The 16,546-nt window shown below is 62.2% G+C and carries 14 protein-coding genes; 11 read left to right on the top strand and 3 right to left on the bottom strand.

The window, feature by feature from the left end:
* Window position 1: 1 nt before the first annotated feature.
* Entirely contained in the window at window positions 2-1,339 is a 1,338-nt protein-coding gene (locus ACZ0AJ_RS12725) for a methyl-accepting chemotaxis protein (protein ID WP_499455018.1), read from the bottom strand.
* Between the two features lie 625 nt (window positions 1,340-1,964).
* Here ACZ0AJ_RS12725 and ACZ0AJ_RS12720 point away from each other — a divergent pair.
* From ACZ0AJ_RS12720 to ACZ0AJ_RS12705, 4 genes are all read left to right on the top strand, one after another.
* Entirely contained in the window at window positions 1,965-3,692 is a 1,728-nt protein-coding gene (locus ACZ0AJ_RS12720) for an acetolactate synthase 3 catalytic subunit (protein ID WP_499454872.1), read from the top strand.
* Window positions 3,693-4,184 carry an acetolactate synthase small subunit gene (gene ilvN, locus ACZ0AJ_RS12715; protein ID WP_183555358.1) on the top strand — a complete coding sequence of 164 codons (492 nt, stop codon included), beginning with the start codon at window positions 3,693-3,695 and terminating at the stop codon, window positions 4,182-4,184.
* A gap of 47 nt (window positions 4,185-4,231) precedes the next feature.
* On the top strand, window positions 4,232-5,248 hold the full coding sequence (gene ilvC / locus ACZ0AJ_RS12710; protein ID WP_183555357.1) for a ketol-acid reductoisomerase: 1,017 nt from the start codon (window positions 4,232-4,234) through the stop codon (window positions 5,246-5,248).
* Between the two features lie 277 nt (window positions 5,249-5,525).
* Complete coding sequence (locus tag ACZ0AJ_RS12705) at window positions 5,526-6,296, top strand: SIMPL domain-containing protein (protein ID WP_499454870.1); 771 nt, start codon at window positions 5,526-5,528, stop codon at window positions 6,294-6,296.
* 37 nt (window positions 6,297-6,333) lie between these two features.
* Here the strand turns inward: ACZ0AJ_RS12705 and ACZ0AJ_RS12700 are convergent, their stop codons facing one another.
* Window positions 6,334-7,308 (bottom strand): IS1595 family transposase, encoded by a 975-nt coding sequence (locus ACZ0AJ_RS12700; protein WP_499454868.1) that lies wholly within the window; start codon window positions 7,306-7,308, stop codon window positions 6,334-6,336.
* A 204-nt stretch (window positions 7,309-7,512) separates the two neighbouring features.
* Between ACZ0AJ_RS12700 and pssA the strand changes: the two genes are divergently transcribed.
* Window positions 7,513-8,379 carry a CDP-diacylglycerol--serine O-phosphatidyltransferase gene (gene pssA, locus ACZ0AJ_RS12695; RefSeq protein WP_183555354.1) on the top strand — a complete coding sequence of 289 codons (867 nt, stop codon included), beginning with the start codon at window positions 7,513-7,515 and terminating at the stop codon, window positions 8,377-8,379.
* A gap of 18 nt (window positions 8,380-8,397) precedes the next feature.
* A complete protein-coding gene (locus tag ACZ0AJ_RS12690; protein WP_499454866.1) occupies window positions 8,398-9,288 on the top strand; it encodes an alpha/beta hydrolase in 891 nt (296 codons plus the stop codon).
* Between the two features lie 20 nt (window positions 9,289-9,308).
* Here the strand turns inward: ACZ0AJ_RS12690 and ACZ0AJ_RS12685 are convergent, their stop codons facing one another.
* A complete protein-coding gene (locus ACZ0AJ_RS12685; protein WP_499455014.1) occupies window positions 9,309-9,800 on the bottom strand; it encodes a hypothetical protein in 492 nt (163 codons plus the stop codon).
* Window positions 9,801-9,964: 164 nt separating this feature from the next.
* Between ACZ0AJ_RS12685 and rpsO the strand changes: the two genes are divergently transcribed.
* The 5 genes from rpsO to ACZ0AJ_RS12660 all read left to right on the top strand — a co-directional run bounded on the left by rpsO (window position 9,965) and on the right by ACZ0AJ_RS12660 (window position 16,485).
* Window positions 9,965-10,234 (top strand): 30S ribosomal protein S15, encoded by a 270-nt coding sequence (gene rpsO / locus ACZ0AJ_RS12680; RefSeq protein ID WP_183555352.1) that lies wholly within the window; start codon window positions 9,965-9,967, stop codon window positions 10,232-10,234.
* A gap of 178 nt (window positions 10,235-10,412) precedes the next feature.
* Complete coding sequence (pnp, locus tag ACZ0AJ_RS12675; protein WP_258834934.1) at window positions 10,413-12,515, top strand: polyribonucleotide nucleotidyltransferase; 2,103 nt, start codon at window positions 10,413-10,415, stop codon at window positions 12,513-12,515.
* Window positions 12,516-12,696: 181 nt separating this feature from the next.
* The gene (locus ACZ0AJ_RS12670; RefSeq protein WP_499455012.1) at window positions 12,697-13,890 is read left to right on the top strand and encodes a DUF1444 domain-containing protein; all 1,194 of its coding nucleotides are present in this window, start codon (window positions 12,697-12,699) and stop codon (window positions 13,888-13,890) included.
* 252 nt (window positions 13,891-14,142) lie between these two features.
* Window positions 14,143-15,999, top strand: a complete 1,857-nt coding sequence (locus ACZ0AJ_RS12665; protein WP_499455010.1) for an ABC transporter ATP-binding protein/permease — start codon at window positions 14,143-14,145, stop codon at window positions 15,997-15,999.
* Between the two features lie 129 nt (window positions 16,000-16,128).
* Window positions 16,129-16,485 carry a hypothetical protein gene (locus ACZ0AJ_RS12660; protein ID WP_499455008.1) on the top strand — a complete coding sequence of 119 codons (357 nt, stop codon included), beginning with the start codon at window positions 16,129-16,131 and terminating at the stop codon, window positions 16,483-16,485.
* Window positions 16,486-16,546: the final 61 nt, after the last annotated feature.

Genomic DNA, 16,546 nt, shown 5'->3' with positions numbered 1-16,546 from the left:
CCTAGCGCGCTCGCGCCACTGCCTCGAGCTCGGCCAGCAGGCGCGAAGCGTCGCGGGTGGAGTCGGCCTGATGGTGGGTTGCGCTGCCGATGCCGGCGATCGAACTGCTGGTGGCGGCGACCGACTCGAGGATGCGCTCGAACGCATCTTCCACATCGCCGGCCAGGCGGGTGCCTTCGTCGACGCGGCTGACCGTCTCGTTGATCAGCTTGGAAATCTCGCGCGCTGCAAGGGCCGATTTCTCGGCCAGCTTGCGCACCTCGTTGGCCACCACCGAAAAGCCGCGCCCATGCTCGCCCGCGCGCGCCGCCTCGATCGCAGCATTGAAGGCCAGTAAATGGGTCTGGCCGGCGATGCTGGTAATGGTGTCGATGATTTCGCGCACGTCGCCGGACGAGGTCTGGATGGCTTGCATGGCGCCCTTGGAGCGTTCCAGCAGGCGGCTGCCGCTGGCCGCACCGTCCTGGGTGCGCGCCGCCATCGCGGCCGACTCACGCGCGCCGTCGGCGATCGTGGTGATCGAGCGGCCCAGGCCGTCGAGTGCCGTACCGATGGCGTCAATCTTGGCGCTCACCAGTTCTTCGCGCCGCACCTGGTCCGTCACGTCCATCGCGAACTTGACGACCTTGTACGGTTTGCCGGTGGCATCGAGGATCGGATTGTAGGTGGCCTGGATCCAGATGTCGGCGTCGTGCTTGCCACGACGCTGGAAGCGTCCGGCCTGGAACCGGCCCTGGCCCAGGTCGGCCCAGAAGTGGCGGTATTCAGCGCTTTTGGCCAGTTCCGGGTCGCAGAACAGTGTGTGGTGAGAGCCGACGATCTCGTCTTCGGTATAGCCCATGGTGCGCAAGAAGTTTTCGTTAGCGGACAAGACATTGCCGCGCATATCGAATTCGATGACTGCCTGCGAGCGTCCGATCGCGTCGAGCTTGCCGCGCGATTCGGCGGCCAGCAGCTTCTGCTCGGTGATGTCGGTGGCGAACTTGACCACCTTGACCGGCTTGCCGTCGGCGTCGAAGATCGGGCTGTAGGTGGCCTGGATCCAGACCGGTGCGCCGTCGCTGCGGATGCGCTTGAATTCGCCGGTGTGGAACTCGCCCTTGGCCAGGCTGTGCCAGAACATCTTGTATTCGGGCGAGCGCTGGTAGGCGGGTTCACAGAACATCGCATGCTGGCGCCCGATGACCTGATCCTGCTCGTAACCGAGGGTGAGCAGGAAATTGCGGTTGGCATGCAGGATGCGGCCTTCGAGATCGAACTCGATCACCGCCTGTGCGCGGTCGATGGCCGTCATGGCGGCCATGGCCATTTCCTGGAGATTGTCTTGGGGCGCTTGCATAGCTGAATCCGGAACAGAGGGTGAGCAAAAAACCGAATCTTCGAAGAAATAATCTTAAGCGTTTTTTCTTTGAAGGTCGATTTCCGTGTGGCAATAAACTGGATTTTACTGCGGTGCGCCGGATTTACAACACACGCACTGTACGTGCACCAAAATCGAGCGGGTCAGAGCGTGCGCGCTACGACGCAGTGCGGTGCGTTGTCCCCAGCGCCTACCTGGCAGGCGCACCCTGCCAGCTAGATGCGCCAACAAAGGTCGCGTCTTGTCGAAAGACAAAGCTTGACCAGAATGGTGCGGCGCGGTATGGTGTTCCTCACGCTTTGCACCCTCAAAGCATCAACGTCATGCGGGAGTCGCCCACAACGCCCCGTCCGCCATGGCACGCTTTCATTTGTAGGCAGTTTGCTCCGACCCGTGCCACAAGCGCGAGAGATGCGTCCAACCGCTACAAACACTCAAGCCTAACGAGTTGCGCCCAGCGTCAATGCGTACGGTCCCTACGGCGACCCGAACCATCGACGTGCACGCAGAAAGAAGTGGAGCCTGAGGGTTGTAAGCGCAGCACGCATATCGCCAGGAACGAGCATCCGATCAATCAACCCTATGGGTTTTGAAAGGAATGGTTATGAGTTTCGATCCAACAGTCCCCATCACGGGCGCTGAAATCGTTGTCCGTTGTCTGGCAGAAGAGGGCGTCAAGCACGTTTTCGGTTATCCGGGCGGCGCGGTTCTGTATATCTACGACGCGATCTTCCAGCAAGATAAATTCCAGCACGTTCTCGTTCGCCACGAACAAGCCGCGGTGCATGCTGCCGATGCGTATTCGCGCAGCTCGAACACCGTGGGCGTCGCTCTCGTCACGTCCGGTCCGGGTGTCACCAATGCCGTCACCGGCTTGTCGACCGCCTATATGGACTCGATCCCGATGGTCGTGATTTCGGGCCAGGTGCCAAGTCACGCGATCGGCCAGGATGCGTTCCAGGAATGCGACACGGTCGGCATCACCCGCCCCGTGGTCAAGCACAACTTCCTGGTCAAGGACGTGCGCGACCTGGCCTCGACCATCAAGAAAGCCTTCTTCATCGCCCGCACCGGCCGGCCCGGTCCCGTGCTGGTCGATATCCCGAAGGACATCACGGTCAACAAATGCCTGTTCGAGTACCCGCGCGAAGTCGACATGCGCTCGTACCGTCCGGTCGACAAGGGCCACGCCGGCCAGATCCGCAAAGCGGTCGCGCTGCTGCAGAACGCCGAGCGGCCGATGATCTATGCGGGCGGCGGCGTCATCCTGGCCAATGCCTCCAATGAGCTCAACCGCATGGTCGAGACCACGGGCTTTCCGATCACGAATACGCTGATGGGCCTGGGCGCGTCGCGTTCGTCCGATCCGCATTTCGTCGGCATGCCAGGCATGCACGGCACCTATGAAGCGAACATGGCGATGCAGCATTGCGACGTGTTGATTGCCATCGGTGCCCGTTTCGACGACCGCGTGATCGGCAACCCGAAGCACTTTGCCTCGCATCCGCGCAAGATCATCCATATCGACATCGACCCGTCGTCGATTTCCAAGCGGGTGAAAGTGGATATCCCGATCGTCGGCAACGTCAAGGACGTGCTGATCGAACTGCTCACGCAGCTCGAGGCCGGCAATGGCCACGCGAATGCGCCTGCGCTGCAATCGTGGTGGAAGCAGATCGCCGAATGGCGTGGCCGCGATTGCCTGGCGTATGCGAGCTCCGACACGCTGATCAAGCCGCAGTCCGTGATCCAGCAGCTGCACAAGGTCACCGATGGCGACGCGTTCATCACGTCCGACGTCGGCCAGCACCAGATGTGGGCCGCGCAGTACTACCCGTTCGACAAGCCGCGCCGCTGGATCAATTCCGGTGGCCTGGGCACGATGGGCGTGGGCCTGCCATTCGCGATGGGCGTGCAGATGGCCAATCCGGATGCCACCGTGGCCTGTGTCACTGGCGAAGGCTCGATCCAGATGTGCATCCAGGAGCTTGCCACCTGCAAGCAATACCACCTGACGCCGAAGATCATCCTGCTCAATAACCGCTTTTTGGGCATGGTCCGCCAGTGGCAGCAGATCGACTACGGCTCGCGTTATTCCGAGTCGTACATGGATTCGCTGCCGGACTTCGAAAAGCTGGCCGAGGCCTATGGCCACGTGGGCATGCGCATCGAAAAACCGGGCGATGTCGACGGCGCGCTGCGCGACGCATTCGCCATGAAAGACCGCCTGGTGTTCATGAACTTCATCACCGACCAGAGTGAAAACGTGTGGCCGATGGTCAAGGCGGGCCGCGGCCTGAACGAAATGCTGCTTGGCTCGGAGGACCTGTAAATGCGCCATATTATTTCTGTCCTGCTGGAGAACGAAGCCGGCGCGCTCTCGCGCGTGGTCGGCCTGTTCTCGGCGCGCGGCTACAACATCGAAACGCTGACCGTGGCGCCGACCGAAGACGCGACGCTGTCGCGCATGACGATCGTGACGTCCGGGTCGGACGACATCATCGAGCAGATCACGAAGCACCTGAACCGCCTGATCGAGGTCGTCAAGGTAGTCGACCTGACCGAAGGCCAGCACATCGAGCGCGAGCTCATGCTGATCAAGGTGCGCGCGGTCGGCAAGGAGCGCGAAGAAATGAAGCGCACCGCCGATATCTTCCGTGGCCGCGTCATCGACGTCACCGAAAAGACCTACACGATCGAGCTGACCGGCGCCAAATCGAAGCTGGATGCCTTTATTGACGCCATCGACCGCGCCTCGATCCTCGAGACGGTGCGTACCGGTGGCTCGGGCATCGGCCGCGGCGAACGCATTCTGAAAGTTTGAGCAACGCTCAACATCACACAATTCAAATTAAATAACAGGATAAAAAAATGAACGTTTTCTACGACAAGGACTGCGACCTCTCCCTCATCAAGGGCAAGAACGTTGCCATCATCGGTTACGGCTCGCAAGGCCATGCGCACGCACAGAACCTGAGCGAATCGGGCGTCAATGTCACCGTCGGCCTGCGCCGCGGCGGCGCCTCGTGGGGTAAGGTCGAGCAAGCCGGCCTGAAAGTGGCGGAAGTCGATGAGGCAGTGAAGAACGCCGACGTCATCATGATCCTGCTGCCGGACGAAAACATCGCCGAAGTCTACAAGCAGAACATCGAGCCGAACGCCAAGCAGGGCGCGGTACTGGCATTCGCCCACGGCTTCAACGTGCACTATGGCCAGGTCGTTCCACGCGCCGACCTCGACGTGATCATGGTCGCGCCGAAAGCGCCAGGCCACACGGTGCGCGGCACCTACACGCAAGGTGGCGGCGTGCCGCACCTGATCGCCGTGTACCAGGACAAATCGGGCGCCGCCCGTGATATCGCCATGTCGTACGCAATGGCCAACGGCGGTGGCCGCGCCGGCATCATCGAAACCAACTTCCGCGAAGAAACCGAGACCGACCTGTTCGGCGAGCAGGCCGTGCTGTGCGGCGGCGCGGTCGAACTGATCAAGGCGGGCTTCGAGACGCTGACCGAAGCCGGTTACGCGCCGGAGATGGCGTACTTCGAGTGCCTGCACGAACTCAAGCTGATCGTCGACCTGATCTATGAAGGCGGCATCGCCAACATGAACTACTCGATCTCGAACAACGCGGAATATGGCGAATACGTCACCGGCCCGCGCGTCGTGACCGAAGACACCAAGAACGCGATGCGCCAGTGCCTGAAGGACATCCAGACCGGCGAATACGCCAAGAGCTTCATCCTGGAAAACAAGGCCGGCGCACCGACCCTGATCTCGCGTCGTCGCCTGACGGCCGAGCATCCGATCGAAGAAGTCGGCGCGAAGCTGCGCGCGATGATGCCGTGGATTGCGAAGAACAAGCTGGTGGATCAGTCGAAGAACTAAGTTCGTGGCCAGACCATCGCGTGCGGTGGTGTGGCGTTAGCGATCGACGCGTGGACGGCAGGGCCGTCCACCCTACGAACATGTGTGCGGTGGAAAAATCGGTCGCGCACACCTCGTAGGGTGGACGGCTCGCCGTCCACGCGTTCATCTGACGATTGCGAACACGTTTCAAAAGCTACTCATTTGCAACTGTCCATTACAAATTACCGATGTTTTCCCTGTGCACGGTATCGTATAACTACGCCGGACATACGTCGCAACTCACAGGAGAACAACAATGGCATTCACCAAATCCCTCGTCGCCGCCGCCCTCGTGCTGGCCTTCAGCGCTGCCCAGGCGCAGACCGCGCCGTCGACCGCGACCACCGGCACCATGGTCATTGTCCCGGCCTTTGGCGAAGTCAAGCACGTCAATGACGAAGCGACGATCACCTTCGCCGTCGAAGAGCACGACAAGGACAAGAACGCCGCCGCCGACCGCGTCAACCGCAAGATGAAAGAGGGCACCGAGATCGTGCGCCGCGCCGATCCGAAAGCCGAACTGAAAACCCAGGGCTATTACACGTACCCGGTGTACCCGGAAGTGCAGCCACAGCCGGTCGGTCGCGTGGTCGCGCCCGTCAAGCCGGTGCCGATCGCCTGGCGCGTCGGCCAGTACCTGGAAGTCAAGACCACGAATCTGGCCGCGTTGCCGAAAACGGCCGCCGCCGCGCAGAAGGTCCTGCAGATTAATAACATCAACTTCGGCCTGACCCCGGCGACCGAAAAGCGCCTCGACGACCAGCGCATCGCCGCCACGTACCAGAACCTGAACGAGCGCATTGTCTCGATCGCCAAGGCGATGGGCCGCCAGCCGGGCGACGCGGTGCTTGATACGGTCGACTTTGAAGGCTCGGGCAATTACGCACAGGCACAGCGGGTTGAAGTCAGTGGCAGCCGCGCCATGATGATGAAGGCCGACATGGGCGACCAGATGGCTGAACCGAGCTTCGAGCCAGGCGAAACCACGCTGCAGATGCGCCTGGTGGGCAAGGTCAAGTTCAAATAAGGCGCCATCCGGCACAGTCGTGTTCAAGTAGGCGCAGTCAGCGTTGTCTGTTGATGACGCCGATTGCGATGCAAAACAATTGTTCTGCTGAATTGACCCGCCCGCCGTCCAGTGCCCAGCGCCACCCCAGGTAGTTGGGCAGGTAGCGCGATGCCACCCCGCGAAAGCCCAGTAGCCAGGCCTTGAAGCGCCCGTGATACGCGTTCACGTTCTGTACGTGGATGGCGCGGCTACCCGAATGCCTGATGCGCACACCGGCGCGCAAATTGACCGTCTCGTGCGCAATCCTGTGCTTGCGTGCAAAGGCCCGGTACGCGGCGTGGCTGTCGCTGACCAACAGCGCCTGCGGGTCAAGTCTGGGCAGCAAATCGCGTTCGAGTTGCGCGGCCGTCAGTGCGCCACGGCCAGTGACGGCATCGATGGTGCGGCCATTCCGGTCGCGTGCTACCAGGATGCAATCGAGATGGCGGGAAATGCCCCGCGTGGGCGCGCGCCCACCCCGTCGGCGTGGCGGGCGGTCGAGCGTGCGTGATCCTTTTTGCGATTCGAGCAGGAATGTCTCATCGGCCTCCACGATGCCGTTGAGCGATACAGGCCGGTCGAGCTTGACCCATTCGAGAAAGCGGTGGCGCCAGCGGAATGCCGTGTTGCGGTGCACGCCGACCTGGTCTGCGCCTTTGCGCACGGACAATGAATCGAGCAGCACCTGCGAATACGCGAGCCATTTGGCCTTGTGCCTGAGCCGCGCCAGCGGCGTGCCGCTCAGGTCGTTGAACGTGCGGCCACAGGCGCAGCAGCGAAAACGCTGCAGGTCGTTGGCGAACCCGTGCCGATTGCAGCGTTGGTTGCCACAACTGGGGCAGCAGCGCGCTGGTGCTCTGGCTTGCGCGATCAGTGCGACCACCTGGTCGAGGCCAGCTGCGGGATGCAGGGCGTCGAGCACTTGCCGGCGCTGTGGCGGATTCAGCGCTGACAACCTGGCAAACCAGTTCTTGAAACGGGGCGCTTTCATGCGCGACTCCTGACGCTGGGGACAGGCGTTGGACCATGAAACTGCTCATCAGTTCATGGCTCAGCTCTATTTAATGTTGACTGCGCCTTCAAGTAGGCGACATGCAATTGCCAGCCGGGTTAGCGTAGTGTTTCGCTAACACGGGTCCCGCCTCTATAATGGTTGGGAACAGTCGCTCGGCGGCTCACTTGAATACGATTGCTTATGCCAACTTTTCCACGAAGAAGAAAGCCAGGGACCCCGCCCAAAGGTCCACGATTCTCCCGCCTGAAAAAGCGTTTTGCGCCCCGTACGCAAGCACGGGCGGCAGGTGAGCGCAGCCGCGGCATCTACCTGCTGCCCAATGCCTTCACCACGGCCGCGCTGTTCTGTGGCTTCTACGCCATCGTCATGGCGATGAACCAGCGGTTCGACCAGGCGTGCTGGGCCGTGTTCATCGCGATGATCCTCGACGGCCTGGACGGGCGCATCGCCCGCCTGACCAATACCCAAAGTGAATTCGGCGCCCAGTACGACAGCCTGGCCGACATGGTCTCGTTCGGCGCCGCGCCGGCGCTCGTGATGTACGAATGGTCGCTCAACGGCCTTGGCAAGGTCGGCTGGGTCGCCGCCTTCATCTACTGCGCCTGCGCCGCCTTGCGCCTGGCGCGCTTCAATACCAATATCGAGGTGGTCGACAAGCGCTTCTTCCAGGGCTTGCCCAGCCCGGCTGCTGCGGCGCTCGTGATCGGCTTTATCATGATGATGATCGATCCCGACATCAGCGTCATCCCGCGCAAGGTCGAGTGGGTGTCGTGGTGCATCACGGTCTTCGCCGGCCTGACGATGGTGTCGAACGTGCCGTTCTACAGCTTCAAGGACATCAATTTCCGCAAGTCGGTGCCGTTCATCGCCGTGTTCCTGATTGCGCTGGTGCTGGCGCTGCTGGCGATCGATCCGCCCAAGGTGCTGTGGCCGATCTTCGTGATCTACGGCCTGTCGGGTTACGCCGTGTATGTGTGGCAGCGTGCAAAAGGCAAGCGGGTCAGCATCATTCCGCTCGACGACGCCGACGACGACCTCCACCGCTGATCACAGGCTGCCCGAACCATGAGAGCTCCTTACTTCGCGGCCTGCGCCGCCACCGTCCTGCTGCTGTCGGGGCTGCTCGCGGCCTGCTCGCCGCTGTCGCTGGTCAATGCGGTCTCACCGAGCGGTGCCACGCGCACGGTGGCCTCGGCCGCCTACGGCACCAATCCACGTCACGTGCTGGATATCTACCGCCCTGAAAACTGGACCGGCCCGGCGCCCGTCATCGTGTTCTACTACGGTGGCAACTGGGTCAACGGCGAGCGCGGCGACTATGCTTTCGTCGGCCGCGCGCTGGCGGCGCGTGGTTTCGTGGTGGTCATTCCCGACTACCGCCTGTATCCGCAGGTGCGCTACCCGGACTTCCTGACCGACAGCGCCGAAGCACTGGCCTGGACGTCGCGCCGGATCAAGGCGTATGGCGGCGATCCGAAACGCATCTATGCGATGGGCCACAGTGCCGGCGCCTACAACGCGGCAATGCTGGCGCTCGATCCGCGCTGGCTGCGGGCGCAGGGCACGGCCCCGAGCATCCTGCGCGGCTGGATCGGCATGGCCGGCCCGTACAACTTCCTGCCTGTCGAAAATGAAACGACGCGCCCCGTGTTCCTGTACCCGAATACGCCGCGGGATTCGCAGCCGATCAACCACGTGACGGTCAATGCGCCGCCCGCGCTGTTGATCGCGGCGCGCAACGATTCGACGGTCGATCCCGAGCGCAACACGGGCGCGCTGGCGGACCGCATGCGCGCGACAGGTGTGCCGGTGCGCGAGGTGAGTTTTACCGGCGTGAACCACGTCACGCTGCTCGCCACGCTATCGAGCTCGCTGCGCCGCCTGGCGCCGTCGCTCGACGCGATCGAAGACTTCGTGCACAGCGACGGCGGGCGCAAGCTGCCGCCCGCGCGCTAAGCGACGCTATACCGCAGCCCCTACCAGGAGCTGCGGTCCCTCGGCTCGTACATCGGATCCGGCCCGTTCATCATCTGGCGCACGACGCCTCCCTCGTCGAAGTGCACGTGCATCAGCGAGTTCCAGACGCCAGCCTCCTTGTAGCGGTACGACCAGACCTCGTAGTTCTGCATCGCCACGCGCGAGCGTTCGGCAGGGCGTCCGATTGTGCGCAACACCTGCTCCTTGGTCGCCTGGTCGATCTTGATCGTGGCAAATTTCTCACCGGTCAGCACCTGCTCGTAGGCCGTCAAGCGGCCATCGGGGCCAAGGCGTGCCATCCACGTGTACTGGCCCATCGGCCCCGTCGCGTATTCGAGCGAGCGCGCCGCGCCATCGGGTTCGACATAGATGGATGTCGGCTTGCCGAGCTTGGCCTGGACCACATCGGCTGTTTCGCCCGGCAGCGGGGCAGGGCGCGTGGCGCACGCTGCCAGCAACAGCGTGGCAGCCAGCGTTGTTATTTTCATCATTGGTTGCATTATTTTGTCCTTTACTTGGCGGCAGGGCGGGCAAACGCTGGTCGGTACCCGCGTTTTGCACTATACTTGCCGGTCTGTCCGAATCCGGGCAGGCATTTTAATCAATCACGGTGCGCTGGGTTGCGACTCTTGCACCGCATGTGAAAGGTAACATCATGACCGTAGAAACTCTGAACAAAGCCGCGATTATCGCGGACAACGCACGCGGCGAAAAAGACACCGGTTCGCCAGAAGTGCAAGTTGCACTGCTGACCGCACGCATCAACGACCTGAACGGCCACTTCAAGGCCCACCAGAAAGATCACCACTCGCGTCGTGGTCTGATCATGATGGTCAACCGTCGCAAGAGCCTGCTGTCGTACCTGAAGAACAAGGATCTGAACCGTTACCGCGACCTGATCGCCAAACTGGGCCTGCGTAAGTAATTCGTTTGCGCCAGACGGTTTAAGTCTGAAGATGCCTGCGCCAGTTCTCTGTCGCGGGCATTTTTCGTTTTCGAGCGGTTTGTTTGTTGTTGCAAGGCTGTTCTGTTCGTGAACGGCCCGTGGTGAGAGGTGAACGACAGCACCTGAAAATCTGTCGGCAAAATGAAAGGGATACCCCATGTTTAACAAAGTTACGAAAACCTTCCAGTACGGTCAACACACTGTCACCCTGGAGACGGGCGAAATCGCGCGCCAGGCAAGCGGCGCCGTCGTGGTGTCGGTCGAAGATACCGTCGTGCTGGCAACCGTGGTCGCACGCAAGGATGCCAAGCCGGGCCAGGACTTCTTCCCGCTGACCGTCGACTACCTCGAGAAAACGTATGCTGCGGGTAAAATCCCGGGCGGTTTCTTCAAGCGCGAAGGCCGTCCTTCCGAAAAAGAAACGCTCACCTCGCGCCTGATCGACCGTCCAATCCGTCCGCTGTTCCCGGAAGGCTACCTGAACGAAGTCCAGGTCATCATCCACGTGCTGTCGGTCAACCCTGAAATCGATCCGGACATCCCTGCGATGATCGGCGCGTCGGCCGCCCTGTGCATCGCCGGCATCCCGTTCAGTGGCCCGATCGGCGCCGCGCGCGTCGGCTACGCGAATGGCCAGTACATCCTGAACCCGACCACCACCGAGCTGAAGACTTCGCAGATGGACCTGGTCGTGGCCGGTACCGAAACCGCCGTCCTGATGGTGGAATCCGAAGCCAAGCAACTGTCCGAAGAAATCATGCTGGGCGCCGTCGTGTTCGGTCATGACCAGATGAAAGTCGTGATCGATGCGATCCACGACCTGGTCGCCGAAGGCGGCAAGCCGGAAGTCGAATGGGCGCCAGCGCCAAAGAACGAAGAACTGATCGCCCGTATCGGCGAACTGGCCGGCGCGAAAGTGCGCGATGCGTACCAGACCCGCGAGAAATCGGCGCGCCAGCAAAAGCTGAAGTCGCTGTCGTCCGAAGTGATGGCTGACCTGAGCGCCGCTGGCGTGACGGCAGATGCTGGCGACGTCGGCAACATCCTGTTCGACATGGAAGCCAAGGTCGTGCGTTCGCAGATCCTGGAAGGCGAGCCACGCATCGACGGTCGCGACACCCGCACCGTGCGTCCGATCTCGATCCGTTCGAGCGTGCTGCCACGTACCCACGGTTCGGCCCTGTTCACGCGCGGTGAAACGCAGGCGCTGGTCGTTGCCACGCTGGGCACTGCACGCGACAGCCAGAAGATCGACGCGCTGATGGGCGAGTACACCGACTCGTTCATGATGCACTACAACATGCCTCCGTTCGCCACCGGCGAAACCGGCCGCGTCGGTACGCCGAAGCGCCGCGAAGTCGGCCACGGCCGTCTGGCCAAGCGCGCGCTGATCGCTGCGCTGCCGGATCCGGAAGACTTCAGCTACTCGGTGCGCCTGGTTTCGGAAATCACCGAATCGAACGGTTCGTCGTCGATGGCCTCGGTCTGCGGCGGCTGCCTGGCACTGATGGACGCCGGCGTGCCGATGAAATCGCACGTGGCCGGTATCGCCATGGGCCTGATCAAGGAAGGCGGCAAGTTCGCCGTGCTGTCGGACATCCTGGGCGATGAAGATCACCTGGGCGACATGGACTTCAAGGTGGCCGGTACCGCAGCAGGCATCACCGCGCTGCAGATGGACATCAAGATCCAGGGCATCACCAAGGAAATCATGCAGGTGGCACTGGCGCAAGCCAAAGAAGGCCGTCACCACATCCTGGGCGAAATGCAGAAGGCCATGCCAACCGTGAAGACCGAACTGTCGGACTTCGCGCCACGCCTGATCACCATCCGCATCAACCCAGAGAAGATCCGTGACGTCATCGGCAAGGGCGGCGCCGTCATCCGCGCGCTGACCGAAGAGACCGGCACCCAGATCGACATCAGCGACGAAGGCGTGGTCACGATCGCGTCGGTCGACGCTGCCGCCGGCCAGGAAGCCAAGCGCCGCATCGAAGAGCTGACCGCATCGGTCGAAGTGGGCAAGACCTACGACGGCACCGTGCTGAAACTGCTGGACTTCGGCGCGATCGTCCAGGTCATGCCAGGCAAGGATGGCCTGCTGCACATCTCGCAGATCGCCAACGAGCGTGTCAACGCTGTTGCCGACTACCTGAAAGAAGGCCAGCAAGTGCGCGTCAAGGTTCTCGAGACCGACGAGCGCGGCCGTCTGAAGCTGTCGATGAAGGCTGCCGATCCGGTCGAAGGCGCAGCGGTCTAATCACCCTGCAATATGAAAAAACCGCCAGTGCGTGAGCCTGGCGGTTTTTTTACGCCGGTGTGCGGGAGAAAATCGGACGGCGCTGCCAGCTTGACGCGCCGGATCGATGCGTTATGCAAGGCGATTCGACGCCGGTAATCCGGTACGCTACATTCGTGGATCACCACGATCAAGGCGCGCCATGCTGACACTATTACAATTCAAGCCATCCCTGAAAAAGTTCGCACAGGCGCTGATGGCGCATGCGCAGCGCAGCAGCTTTGCCCATCCGATGCACTTTGACGCGGACCGGGCCCGCATCCTCACCGGTACAAACGGCGACCGGATCGTCAATCTCACCAACCTGCATAAACAATATTGTGATGCTGCGCGCGCCGATCGCCCGCGCTTTCTCAAGATGTGCATGGCCATCTTGCGCGACACCTCGCTTCCGCAGCGCTTCGAGGATGTCAGGGCCAACCTGCTGCCGGCCGTTCGGGCGCGCTCGTACGCCGAGTCGCTACGTCTGTCGGCACGTTTTGCGGGAACGGCATTGCTTGGTACGTCTACGGCGCCACTTGGCGAGGATGTCGTGACCGTGATTGCCGTCGATGACGCCGATTCGATGAGCATCGTGACTGCAGCGCAGCTCGATACATGGGGTGTGTCGTTTGAGGCGGCATTGGATGTGGCGCTCGATAATCTGCGTACCATCCCGGGTGGCGGGTTCGTACGCAGCCCCGATGGCGTGATGGTCGGCGACTGGAACGATGCCTACGACTCGTCCCGCCTTCTGCTGTCGGACGTGATCCACCGCGCCGGCATCAGCGACCCGGTCGCGATGATTCCCACGCGCGACAGCATATTGCTGGCCCCGGCTGGAGATCGCCGTGCGTTACTAGCCATGCTTGCCCTGGCCAGTACTGCCAGTCAAGAGCAGGGCCGCACGGTATCGGCGGCGATGTACCATTTTCGGAACGGCAGCGCACAAACCTATATGCCTGAAGACGAGGAGGTTGCACGCGGCCTGGCCCAATTGCGCCAGCGCTATCTGGCCGAAGACTATGCGGACCAGAAAACACTTCTCGACGATCTGCATGAAAAACACGACATCGACTTGTTTGTCGCCAGCTTCATGCTGGCACAAGACAAGCATGCGCGCCATGAATTCAGCCTCTGCACCTGGTCCGAGGGGGTCGATGCGCTCCTGCCCAAGTCAGACAGGATCGCCCTGGTACGCTTCAATGACCAGGGGGAGGCGCAGCGTGCCGGTATGTATGACTGGGATACGGTGAGCGCGTTCGCGGGGCACCTCATGACGCCAGAACCGGACACCTACCCGATCCGCTACCGGGTGAGGCAGTTTCCTGACCTGACCCTGCTGGAAGCGCACTGACGGCACGCCCGTCGATCGGCTCGCCGCCTTTGATCGTGCTTCCTGTAAGGATTCCCTCAAGATAGTGTTGCTATGTCTGTTTCCGCACGGATTATTTGCTGACACGACCGTATGCTGCGTACGTGAACTGGGTAAATACAGTTCGCAGGTTTGCAGACATCGGCGATCATCGCTGCCGATGCCAGCACGAATCAACGTACCACCGGACGCGTTTTCGTGGTCGGACGCGCCGGGAACAGGCATTGCAGAATCATGACGGACCATACACAGACGCTTGACGAGGGAACGCCACGCGGCATTCCTGGCAACACGAAGAAAAAGCGCAGAGGCCCGCCCTTGTCGGTGGCGGCATGGAAACAGTTCGTCAGTGTCGCCAAGCCGTACTGGCTGGGCGATGAGCGCAAGCGGGCATGGCTGCTGCTCGCACTGTTGATCGTGCTGATGCTGGTGGAAACCAAGCTCGCTGTGATGCTGAACGACCAAGCTGGCGAGCTGACCTCGGCGCTGGCCGGCAAGGACCGCAACCGCTTCTGGGGCGCGGTCCAGGCCTGCCTGATTGTGTTGGCGTTCGCCGTGCCGATCTACGCGTTCTACTACTATATGCGCGACCTGTTCGCGAACAAGTGGCGGCGCTGGCTGACGCGGCGCTTCCTCGATGGTTACGTCGGCGGCCGCAAATACTATGAGCTGGGTTCGAACCAGGAGATCGACAATCCCGACCAGCGCATCTGCGAGGACGTGAACACGTTCACCGGCCGCTCGGTCCACTTCATGCTGATTTTCCTGGGGTCGCTGATGCAGCTGGTGGCGTTCAGCGCCGTGCTGTGGTCGATCTCGCACGTGCTGGTGGCCGTGCTGGTAGCCTATGCCGTGCTGGGTACGATGATCGCGCTGCTCGTCTTCGGCAATCCGCTGATTCACCTGAATTTCTGGCAGTTGCGACGCGAAGCCGATTTCCGTTTCAGCCTGATTCGCCTGCGCGAGAATGCCGAGTCGATCGCCTTCTATGGCGGCGAAGCGCAGGAGCGCGCGCACATCGACAGCAAATTCAACAAGGTCATCCATAATTTTTCGCGCCTGATCAAGAAGCAGCGCGCGCTCAACCTGTTCCAGCGTACCTTCAGTCAGCTCACGCTGGTGCTGCCGTTCGTGATCCTGGCCGATGCCGTCCTGTCGGGCGAGCTCGAAGTGGGGCGCGCGGTACAGGCGGCCGGCGCCTTCACGGCGGTGCTGACAGCGGTCGGCGTCATCGTCGACAACTTCGAAAGCCTGAGCCGCTTCGTCGCCGGCATTGGCCGCCTGCAGACCTTGTCCATGCATGTGATGCCCGAGCCGCCGGCCGGCAATCCGTGCGACGTGCAGGCTCGCATCACGCGTACCCCTGGCGACCGTCTGGCACTCGAGTCGCTGACCTTGTGCCCGCCACAGTCCGACCGCGTGCTGATCAAGGACCTGACGCTGTCGCTGAAGCCCGGCGACGCGCTGCTGATCAACGGCGACAGCGGCTGCGGCAAGAGCTCGCTGCTGCGCGCCATTGCCGGGCTCTGGAACAAGGGCAGTGGGGTGATTCATCATCCGCCGCGCGAGGATTTCTTCTTCCTGCCGCAGCAGCCGTATCTGCAGCCGGGCACGCTGCGCAGCCAGCTCATCTATCCAAGCACCCGCACCTCGCTGAGCGACGCGCAGTTGACCGCCATCCTCGAGCAGGTGCACCTGCCGTATCTGGCCGAGCGCGTCGGGGGCCTGGACGCCACGCTCGACTGGGAAAAGCTGCTGTCGATCGGTGAGCAGCAGCGCCTGGCGTTCGGCCGCGTGCTGGTGCACGAGCCAGCCATCGTGATCCTGGACGAAGCGACCAGCGCATTAGACTCTGCCAACGAGTCGTCGCTGTACAAGCGCCTGCGCGACAAGGGCACGACGCTGGTCAGCGTCGCGCACCGCGCCGGCGTGCTGCGCCACCATACGCACGTGCTGTGGCTGACGGGCGACGGCGGCTGGGAAGTGCATGCCGCGGCCGATTATCAGTTCGATGTGCCGGTGCCTGCACGCAGCGGTGCACAGGAAACGCAGCCTGTACCGCAGCCGCTTGCGAGCGTGCTGGTGGATTAGTCGGGGCCTGCCTGCAACGCGTATGGCGCGTCGCGACGATAATCCTTGACCCTCCAGCCGCTACAGGGTATTTAATGGCATCTGGCGCGCGATCATCCGGTCGCGCGCCATTCGACCACGACCGATCCGATGCGCCGTCTTTTCCTCATCCTGCTGCTGTTCGCCATGCCCTTCCAGGCCGCCTGGGCGGCGGGTGCTGCCTATTGCACGCACAATGAAAAGACCATGCACCCGGGCCACCACACCCACAAGCATTCATCCTCAACCGCGAGCGCGTCCGCGGCTGCAAGCCAGGACGACGCCAGCCCGGCCGACCCCTGCAACGACTGCGACGCCTGCCACCACCTGTCGGCCAGCGCAGTCCTGTCGTCGCAACCCAATCTGCCCCTGCCCAAGGGGGCGCCGCACTTGCGCGGCGAAACACGGCGCTACGTCTCGCACGTGCCCGATCTGATTCCGCCACCCGACCGCCTGCTGCGCATCTAGCGCGGCGAACCTCCATCGCCGGCCCGCCACGCGCGGCCGCCCGATTGCCTTCGCCGGACAT

This window comes from Telluria sp. AC161 (assembly GCF_979258535.1).
The sequence above is the reverse complement of the archived record's forward strand: the minus strand, read 5'-3'. Positions and strand labels throughout refer to the sequence as shown.